Raw genomic sequence first — 9,235 nt, 5'->3', positions numbered from 1 at the left:
AAAGATAGATGTGACCCTCGTGTGAACATAGAGTGAAAGAGAGAGGGAGTTTGAAATAGAGGATAGAGTAAACAAAAAAATAAGACCATCACATATGAGATGGTCAGGAAGGGGACAATTTATGTCAATTTAATTAGGGATGGAAGTTGTTCAAGACACTGGGGAATGTCTTAAAAATTAGGGAGGAACAACTTCGATACATATACTATAAAAGATAGATGTGACCCTCGTGTGAACATAGAGTGAAAGAGAGAGGGAGTTTGAAATAGAGGATAGAGTAAATAAAAAAATAAGACCATCACATATAAGATGGTCAAGGAAGGGGACAATTTATGTCAATTTAATTAGGGATGGAAGTTGTTCAAGACACTGGGGAATGTCTTAAAAATTAGGGAGGAACAACTTCGATACATGTACTATAAAAGATAGATGTGACCCTCGTGTGAACATAGAGTGAAAGGTATGAGGATTTGAGAAATGATACATATAAAATGATTGTTGCGAGAGTTGTAGAGTAAGAATAAATATAATAGAAAGTGTTTTGTCATAAAATGAAGTGAAGTTCGCGTATAAATAAAAGTTGAAAACTATGAAAAAAAGGACTATGCTCAACTATATTATAAGAATATAAGGTTTATCCCGCCATGTAAGGTTTTTTATAAGCCTTTAGTTATGAGGGGGGAAAGGGAGTTAGTGAATATGGAAGTAACAAAAAAACAAAGGCTGTATAATCGTTTTATACGATTAAACCCACCGCAAATATTAGCATTAGGTTTTTTCTGCTTAATTGTGGTTGGCGGTTTGTTATTAAAGTTACCATTCGCAACGAAAGTACATATTAGTTGGGTAGATGCTTTCTTTACGGCAACGTCAGCAGCAACTGTAACTGGTTTAGGAGTAGTAGATACTGCAAGTACGTTTACGATGTTTGGCGAAATTGTTATTATGCTTTTAATTCAAACAGGTGGGCTAGGTCTTATGACGATTGCCATTTTAATTGTTTGGGTATTAGGTAAAAAAATTGGTTTGCGCCACCGGTTATTAATTGGGGAAGCATTTAATCAAACGAATATAGGTGGTCTTGTAAAATTAGTAAAGCGTGTCTTTATATTTTCAATTTGTATTGAGCTTATTGGAGTCATCTTTTTATCGTTTCGTTTTATTCCAGAGTTTGGCTTTGGAAAAGGTGTATACTATAGTATTTTTCACGTGATCGCATCTTATAATAATGCTGGATTTGCTCTATGGCCGGATAATTTAACAAGGTATGTAGGCGATCCTATTATTAATATTGGGATTTGCTCTTTAATCGTAATAGGTGGTCTCGGATTTACCGTATTAATTGATATATGGTATAGCCGTAGTTTTCGAAAATTATCGCTTCATTCCAAAATCATGATTGTTGGAACAGTAGCGCTAAATGTGATAGCGATGATTGTGATTTTTGTATTGGAATATAATAATGTGAAGACGTTAGGGAATTTACCTTTAAATGAAAAGTTATGGGCTTCTTTCTTCCAAGGTATTACTCCTCGTACTGCTGGATTTAATACAGTTGACTACGGGGGGATGGAAGAATCATCTATATTATTTACGATGGTTTTAATGTTTATTGGTGCAGGAAGTGTATCAACAGGTGGGGGGATTAAATTAACAACGTTTGTTATTTTAGTTACATCTGTCCTTTCTTTCTTTAGAAAGAAGGAGGAAATCGTTTTATTTCAGCGTACCATTAAAATGTCGACAGTAACGAGAGCGTTAGCAATTGCTGTTGCCAGCCAAATACTCATCTTTACAGCGGTATTTGTATTAATGCTTACAGAAGAATTCAGTTTTATTCAGTTATTATTTGAGACGATTTCAGCGTTTGGAACAGTAGGATTAACGATGGGGATTACTGCGAAGCTGTCGGCGTTCGGAAAATGTATCATTATGTTTGTTATGTTTTGTGGATTAATCGGACCGTTAACACTTGTGTTTTCTTTAGCGCGACCAGCAAAACAAAAAATTAAATATCCATCAGAAGATGTATTTACAGGATAAGGTATCTCGCATAAAGCGAGATACCTTTTTCTTTTTAAAAAAGGGAGAACAATAAACCGATAAGCGCTACGCGGAATAAAATCGCGATAAGTGCTGCAATACCACCGACAATCGCAGCGATACCACCAGTTACAGTAGCACCACGATTATAAGCGTAAATTCCTAGTAATACAGAAACAAGACCAAATAGTGTTGGAAAGGTGAAGAGTGATAATATAGATAAGGCAAGAGCGATAAAGCCAGCAGTTGATCCAGCGGCTGACGACCTTACATCATCTTTATGATCCTTCTCATCGTAATCAATACGCTGTGGTGCAACTTCAGCAGCATATTCTTCTTTATAGTCACTATAGTCGCTATCTATTCTATCTCTTTTTTTATAATCATCAAATTTCTCAGTCAAAGTCATGACTCCTTTCATAACAAGGTTCAATAGTAGTATGTATCTCTTTTTCTTTTTTATCCCGCTTTAATGGGCAATAAGATCCCCACCTCAAAATTCAGCGAAAGCAAAGAAGTTAGGTGGGGGTCGGGCTGCTCATAAAAGTCCGATTGGTGAAGGCTAATAATCAGCGGGGGATGAAGAAAACCCCCACTGATTAAAGTTTCACTTTATCCGAGCATGTGCAGGGAGTAATATCCATTTAAAAGGTGGAAATTGTTTTTTGGAAATAGGAAAACTTAGTATGACTTCCTCTATTTTGGAAAGTATAAAAAAGAATAATGAGGAAAGGGTGCAGTACATAATGGAACATCCAATTGAAAATTTAATGAAAACAGCAATGACAAATTTAAAAGAGATGGTAGATGTAAATACGATTGTTGGTAGTCCGGTTTCCACAGCTGACGGAAATGTAGTATTAACAGTATCTCAAGTTGCTTTTGGTTTTGGTGCTGGTGGAAGTGACTTTAAAGGAGATTTTACTTCCGAAAAACATAATAACGGACAAGGGCAGCAGAAAGAGAACAAGCAAAGTCATCCATTTGGAGGCGGAAGTGGGGCTGGGGTTTCTATTAGTCCAGTTGCTTTTTTAGTAGTTGGTTCTAACGGTGTGCAAGTATTGCATCTCAATAGTAGTACACATTTAATTGAAAAAGCTTTAAATACTGTACCGAGCACCGTAGATAAATTTGTAAATGGGCGCCAAAAGTGAACTTGCATTTTTTAGGAATTGTGATATATTAGAAAAAGTGCGCTTTAGGACGATCGGAATAATTGAAATGTAAATATATATGATGTGTGAAATAAGGGAGAGGAATTTATGATTAATATCAAAAATTTGGTAGTTGGCTTATTTATGCTAGTAAGCGGTTTTGTTGTATATGTAATAAAAGAAAAAGCTCCATTCTAAAACAGACAAACCGTTAATGTCTGTTTTAAATTTGTAAAACATGTTGACAATTTGTTTTATTGGTGTTAAAATTTTAATTCGTGTCTCGGTTACAGCTAGTGTAAAGTAAATAAATCTTATAAATATAATACGAAAAGTTTGCAAAAGATCGGGTAGTTTTACCAACAACTTTTGTGAACAAACCCTAAAAATTATAATTGTAGGCTTTATAGGTATACTAGTGAATCAAGGAGCGGTCAGTGGAACCGTAATGATGAGAGAGAGGTAGGGCTTTCATCCAGTATATGTTACTTTCCCGTTAGGTGAATATAAAAAAGAGGACTCCTTTTTAAAAGGAGTCCTCTTTCTATTTTTATAATAAATTTAAGTGCGGCTCTCAACTTGCTGACAAATTTCATCCGTTGTTAAACCGTGAGCTGTAATTACTGATCCTTTAATTGATGCATCTGCAATCCCCGTCATATTGGAATCTTGCCCAGTAACAACACAACAATCGCACCCTTGTGCATCATGTTCGGAGTTAAGGGTAACAACTTCATGTCCTTGTTGCTTAAGAGCTTGCTGAACATCTGTTAACGAGTTTTCAACACCGATTCTAGCCATAATTCTCACCTCCTACCATCTAGTTGCTAGTATGCGCAAGTATATCGCATATATTTATGAAAGACGGTAGGAAGCATATATTTATCTGTTATTTACGGGGAGTCTGATTAAAGTATCGCTTTATTTAGTCGTTATATACACCAGTAAGCATTTGGCTTACGAATTGATCGTTTAAAGTATCTTGGGCGGAAGAAGTATTTGAATGGATGTCGATTGAAGCAATAAAATTATTATGTTCTTTATGATTTGGTTCTACCTCTACATAGTTATCGAATTTACAAAAACCTTTCGTATCCATTAGATCAAATAGTTGAAGCATTTCTACTACCTCTTGTCTCGTTCCTTTAATTTGTACACACGCCATATTGATTTCCTCCTTCATTTTGACAAATTGTTTTTTAAAAATAGGATTATGATTCCGAAATGAAAAATATGAATGTTATTTTTAGACAGCGTTATTTTTATTATTTTCCCCCTTTTTCAGCAAAAGTCGTTGTATATTCCCGAATTTATAAAAACGGACGTCCGTTTATTGAATACAATAGATTCGTATCAATTGATGAAAATCCTTCTTTTAAACAAATATTTTTTTTAGTGAAAATTGGCGAAAAAAATTTTTTGACTTTTTGTAAACGTTAACAATGTTGTTAAATCAATATAAACAAAGATGTACGTACGATTAAAAATTAAAAATTTTCTAAAAATTTACTTGATTTATTTGGAAAGGAGAGTAAACTAGGAAACAATAAAAAATTCATAGAACATAGGGGGCGCTTTCCAGTGAACGAGCAATGGATTTTCTTAAATGGAGAATTTGTTCCAAAAGACGAAGCAAAAGTTTCAGTATATGATCATGGCTATTTATACGGCGATGGAGTGTTCGAAGGAATTAGGGTATATAGCGGTAATGTTTTCCGTTTGAGAGAACATCTTGTCCGGTTATATGAATCAGCGAAATCCATCATGTTAGAAATCCCGTATACGTTAGAAGAAACAACGAAAATCGTTGTTGAAACGATTCGACAAAACAAACTATCTAATGGATATATCCGCCTCGTTGTATCAAGAGGACCTGGGAATCTTGGATTAGATCCTGATTCCTGTAAGAAACCGAATGTAGTAGTAATCGCAGAACAGTTATCTTTATTTCCGCAAGAATATTACGAAAAAGGGATTCCGGTCGTAACAGTTGCAACACGCCGAAATCGTCCAGATGTTTTATCACCTCAAGTCAAATCTTTAAATTACTTAAATAATATTTTAGTTCGCATCGAAGCGAAATTAGCTGGAGTGCAAGAAGCACTTATGTTAAATGATCAAGGGTACGTAGCTGAAGGATCAGGAGATAACGTATTTATTGTAAAAGGAAATAAATTAATTACACCACCAAGTTCTGCTGGAGCGTTAGAAGGGATTACTCGAAACGCTATTTTAGAAATCGGTGAAAAACTTGGATATGACGTTAGAGAAGAGTTATTTACAAGGCACGATGTATATGTAGCTGATGAAGTCTTTTTAACAGGAACGGCTGCTGAAGTAATTGCTGTTACAACAGTAGATGGTAGAACGATTGGTTTAGGGCAAACGGGTCCACATACGAATCGTCTATTAGAAGAATTCCGAAAGCTAGTTGTAGCAGATGGAGAGAAGATTTACGAAGAAAATAAAGTTGGATAATAACTCTTTATAACATAAAAAAGCGTTGATAGGGAGGAGTAGTTGATTGTGAAGCCTCACAGAGAGTCGGTGGTTGCTGAAAACCGATGGTTCACGTCGACGAACATCGCCCTTGAGTGCTAAGCTGAAGCGTTTGTCTAGGCTTAGACGGTAGCTCCGTTATTAGCTAGACTCATCCCGAGTCACTGAGGCAAGAGTATTCTTGCAAAGAAGGGTGGTACCGCGAAATCTTTCGTCCCTTCAGCACATAGCTGGAGTGTGGACGTAGGATTTTTTTATTGTATAAAAGTGTGAAAAAGGGGGCTTATAAGAAAAATGTCTTCAAAAACGGAAGAGAAACTAGCAACTGGTGCACAGCTATTGTTAGAAGCGCTTGAAAAGGAAGGAGTAGAAGTGATTTTCGGTTATCCAGGAGGTGCTGTTCTACCTTTATATGATGCAATTTATGACTGTGAAATTCCGCATATTTTAACGAGGCATGAGCAAGGTGCGATTCACGCTGCTGAAGGATATGCCAGAATTACTGGAAATCCAGGAGTTGTAATTGCGACGAGTGGGCCAGGCGCTACAAATGTTATTACCGGTTTAGCTGACGCAATGATTGATTCCTTGCCACTTGTAGTATTTACAGGTCAAGTAGCAACAACGTTAATTGGAAGTGATGCTTTCCAAGAAGCAGATATTATGGGGCTTACAATGCCGGTGACAAAACATAATTACCAAGTACGAAAAGCATCTGACTTACCTCGAATTATTAAAGAAGCATTTCATATTGCTAGAACAGGACGACCAGGCCCAGTCGTTATTGACCTTCCGAAAGATATGGTAGTAGAGCAAGGGGAACGATGTAATGACGTACAAATGGATTTACCAGGTTACAATCCTAATTATGAACCGAACTTACTTCAAGTAAACAAATTATTACAAGCAATTAAGGTTGCAAAAAAGCCGTTAATTTTAGCTGGAGCAGGTGTATTGCATGCGAAAGCTTCAAAAGAATTAACAAGTTTTGCCCGTAAATATGAAATTCCTGTTATTCATACATTACTTGGTCTTGGTGGTTTTCCACCAGATGATGAACTATTTTTAGGAATGGGAGGAATGCATGGTTCTTACACAGCGAATATGGCTTTATATGAATGTGACTTATTAATTAATATAGGTGCAAGATTTGATGATCGTCTTACTGGAAATTTAGCTTATTTTGCTAAAGAGGCGACTGTCGCACATATCGATATTGATCCAGCAGAAATAGGAAAAAATGTGCCGACTGAAATCCCTATTGTTGCAAGTGCTAAGCGGGCACTGGAAGTATTACTTCAGTCAGAAAGAGAGAAAGAAAATCATCATGAATGGCTTTCTTTATTAAAGAGTAGAAAAGAAAAGTATCCATTATCTTATAAACGGAATTCTGAAAGTATTAAACCTCAATATGCGATTGATATGTTATATGAAATTACGAAAGGAGAAGCGATTGTAACAACAGACGTTGGGCAACATCAAATGTGGGCAGCGCAATATTATCAGCTGAAAGATCCAGATAAATGGGTAACTTCAGGAGGGTTAGGAACGATGGGATTTGGGTTTCCAGCAGCAATTGGTGCACAAATTGCAAAGCCTGATGAACTAGTCATTGCAATTGTCGGTGACGCTGGATTTCAAATGACATTGCAAGAATTAAGTGTATTAAAAGAACATTCTTTGCCAGTTAAAGTGTTTATTTTAAATAATGAAGCTTTAGGAATGGTAAGGCAATGGCAAGATGAATTTTATAATCAAAGGTATTCACATTCTTTATTGCCATGTCAACCAGATTTCGTCGCTCTTGCGAATGCGTATGGCATAAAAGGTGTCCGTATTGATGATCCACTTCTTGCAAAGAAGCAATTACAGCAAGCGATTGAATTACAAGAACCAGTCATAATTGATTGCCGTGTACTTCAATCTGAGAAGGTTATGCCGATGGTTGCACCAGGGAAAGGTGTTCACCAAATGGAGGGAGTGGAAAAAAGGTGAAGAGAATTGTTATAGCGACAGTTCGTAATCAAAGTGGTGTGTTAAACCGAATTACAGGTGTTATAACGCGAAGACATTTTAATATTGAAAGCATTTCAGTAGGTCATACGGAATCGTCGGACATTTCGCGGATGACGATCGTTGTGCATGTTGAAAGTGAACAGCAAGTCGAGCAGTTAATTAAACAGCTGCATAAGCAAATTGATGTTCTGAAAGTATCAGATATTACAGAAGAAGCGATGATTGCTAGAGAGCTTGCTCTTATTAAAGTAGCAACTTCTGTAGCGAGGGCGGAATTATATAGTTTGATTGAACCGTTTCGAGCCACTGTAATAGATGTTGGGAAGGATTCCATAGTTGTGCAAGTAACAGGTACACAAGATAAAGTAGAAGCGTTAATTGAATTGCTTCGACCATACGGTTTGAAGGAAATCGCTAGAACGGGTGTAACAGCCTTTACACGTAGTATGAAAAAGCAAGATAAGCAAGTTATGTTCATTCAATAATCATTTAAATATAGGGGGAAAAGAAAATGGCAAAAGTTTATTATGAAAAAGATGTAACGGTAAATGTATTAAAGGAAAAGAAAGTAGCGATTATCGGATATGGTTCACAAGGTCATGCTCATGCACAAAACTTACGCGATAACGGATTTGATGTAGTAGTGGGATTAAGGAAAGGTAAGTCCTGGGATAAAGCGAAAGAAGATGGATTTTCTGTATATGCAGTAGGGGAAGCGGCAAAACAGGCAGATGTAGTAATGATTTTACTACCAGATGAACTGCAGCCAGAAGTATATGAGGCAGAAATTGCACCAAATTTACAGGCAGGAAATTCTCTTGTGTTCGCACATGGGTTTAATGTTCACTTTGATCAAGTGAAGCCACCAGCGAATGTAGATGTATTTCTAGTAGCGCCGAAAGGTCCAGGACATCTAGTGCGCCGTACGTTTAGTGAGGGCGGCGCTGTTCCAGCATTATTTGCAGTATATCAAGATGCAACAGGAGTTGCGACTGAAAAGGCACTTTCTTATGCTGATGGAATTGGAGCGACGAGAGCTGGTGTACTGGAAACGACGTTTAAAGAAGAAACAGAAACAGACTTATTTGGAGAGCAAGCAGTACTTTGCGGAGGCGTGACTGCGCTTGTAAAAGCAGGGTTTGAAACGTTAGTTGATGCGGGCTATCAACCTGAACTTGCATATTTTGAATGTTTACATGAACTGAAACTCATTGTTGATCTTATGTATGAAGGTGGACTTGAAAATATGAGATATTCAGTTTCAGATACAGCGCAGTGGGGAGACTTCGTATCAGGACCACGTGTTGTGACTGAAGATACGAAGAAAGCGATGGGGGAAGTACTAGCAGAAATTCAAGATGGTACATTTGCAAGGGGCTGGATTGCGGAGCATAAAGCAGGAAGACCTCAATTCAATGCGACAAATGAAAAAGAAAATGAACATGAAATCGAAGTAGTTGGACGTAAATTACGTGAAATGATGCCTTTCGTACAGCCGCGAGTAAAGGTAGGGATTAAATAAT

Annotated in this window: 11 protein-coding genes and 1 other annotated feature; of the genes, 8 read left to right on the top strand and 3 right to left on the bottom strand. The window is 36.9% G+C overall.

Annotated features, from left to right (window positions below):
* Window positions 1–699 precede the first annotated feature (699 nt).
* Window positions 700–2,043: a TrkH family potassium uptake protein gene (locus tag BAQ48_RS02495; protein WP_071709863.1), complete on the top strand. Its 1,344-nt coding sequence runs from the start codon at window positions 700–702 to the stop codon at window positions 2,041–2,043.
* Window positions 2,044–2,077: 34 nt separating this feature from the next.
* On the opposite strand, the gene BAQ48_RS02490 is transcribed toward BAQ48_RS02495, so the two are convergent.
* Window positions 2,078–2,446 (bottom strand): imidazole glycerol phosphate synthase, encoded by a 369-nt coding sequence (locus BAQ48_RS02490; RefSeq protein WP_071709860.1) that lies wholly within the window; start codon window positions 2,444–2,446, stop codon window positions 2,078–2,080.
* A gap of 283 nt (window positions 2,447–2,729) precedes the next feature.
* On the opposite strand from BAQ48_RS02490, the gene ytfJ reads away from it, so the two are divergent.
* Together ytfJ and BAQ48_RS02480 are read left to right on the top strand one after the other, a co-directional pair.
* Window positions 2,730–3,197: a GerW family sporulation protein gene (gene ytfJ, locus BAQ48_RS02485; RefSeq protein WP_002017922.1), complete on the top strand. Its 468-nt coding sequence runs from the start codon at window positions 2,730–2,732 to the stop codon at window positions 3,195–3,197.
* Between the two features lie 108 nt (window positions 3,198–3,305).
* The gene (locus tag BAQ48_RS02480) at window positions 3,306–3,395 is read left to right on the top strand and encodes a hypothetical protein (protein ID WP_000608227.1); all 90 of its coding nucleotides are present in this window, start codon (window positions 3,306–3,308) and stop codon (window positions 3,393–3,395) included.
* Between the two features lie 363 nt (window positions 3,396–3,758).
* On the opposite strand, the gene BAQ48_RS02475 is transcribed toward BAQ48_RS02480, so the two are convergent.
* Entirely contained in the window at window positions 3,759–3,998 is a 240-nt protein-coding gene (locus tag BAQ48_RS02475; RefSeq protein ID WP_000101004.1) for a YkuS family protein, read from the bottom strand.
* A gap of 124 nt (window positions 3,999–4,122) precedes the next feature.
* Window positions 4,123–4,362: a DUF3911 family protein gene (locus BAQ48_RS02470; RefSeq protein WP_000752502.1), complete on the bottom strand. Its 240-nt coding sequence runs from the start codon at window positions 4,360–4,362 to the stop codon at window positions 4,123–4,125.
* 59 nt (window positions 4,363–4,421) lie between these two features.
* Here BAQ48_RS02470 and BAQ48_RS28455 point away from each other — a divergent pair, with 59 nt between their 5' ends.
* The 5 genes from BAQ48_RS28455 to ilvC all read left to right on the top strand — a co-directional run bounded on the left by BAQ48_RS28455 (window position 4,422) and on the right by ilvC (window position 9,234).
* Complete coding sequence (locus tag BAQ48_RS28455; protein WP_071709859.1) at window positions 4,422–4,637, top strand: hypothetical protein; 216 nt, start codon at window positions 4,422–4,424, stop codon at window positions 4,635–4,637.
* A 141-nt stretch (window positions 4,638–4,778) separates the two neighbouring features.
* Entirely contained in the window at window positions 4,779–5,675 is an 897-nt protein-coding gene (ilvE, locus tag BAQ48_RS02460) for a branched-chain-amino-acid transaminase (RefSeq protein ID WP_071709858.1), read from the top strand.
* A gap of 16 nt (window positions 5,676–5,691) precedes the next feature.
* Window positions 5,692–5,918: a binding site (T-box leader), on the top strand.
* Window positions 5,919–5,990: 72 nt separating this feature from the next.
* Entirely contained in the window at window positions 5,991–7,691 is a 1,701-nt protein-coding gene (gene ilvB / locus BAQ48_RS02455) for an acetolactate synthase large subunit (protein ID WP_071709857.1), read from the top strand.
* Entirely contained in the window at window positions 7,688–8,197 is a 510-nt protein-coding gene (gene ilvN, locus BAQ48_RS02450; protein WP_071709856.1) for an acetolactate synthase small subunit, read from the top strand. The genes ilvB and ilvN overlap by 4 nt, the downstream gene beginning before the upstream one ends.
* Before the next feature lie 26 nt (window positions 8,198–8,223).
* Entirely contained in the window at window positions 8,224–9,234 is a 1,011-nt protein-coding gene (gene ilvC / locus BAQ48_RS02445) for a ketol-acid reductoisomerase (RefSeq protein WP_001151725.1), read from the top strand.
* Window position 9,235: the final 1 nt, after the last annotated feature.

The sequence above is a fragment of the Bacillus luti genome (assembly GCF_001884105.1).
Taxonomy (GTDB): Bacteria; Bacillota; Bacilli; order Bacillales; family Bacillaceae_G; genus Bacillus_A; species Bacillus_A luti.
The sequence above is the reverse complement of the archived record's forward strand: the minus strand, read 5'-3'. Positions and strand labels throughout refer to the sequence as shown.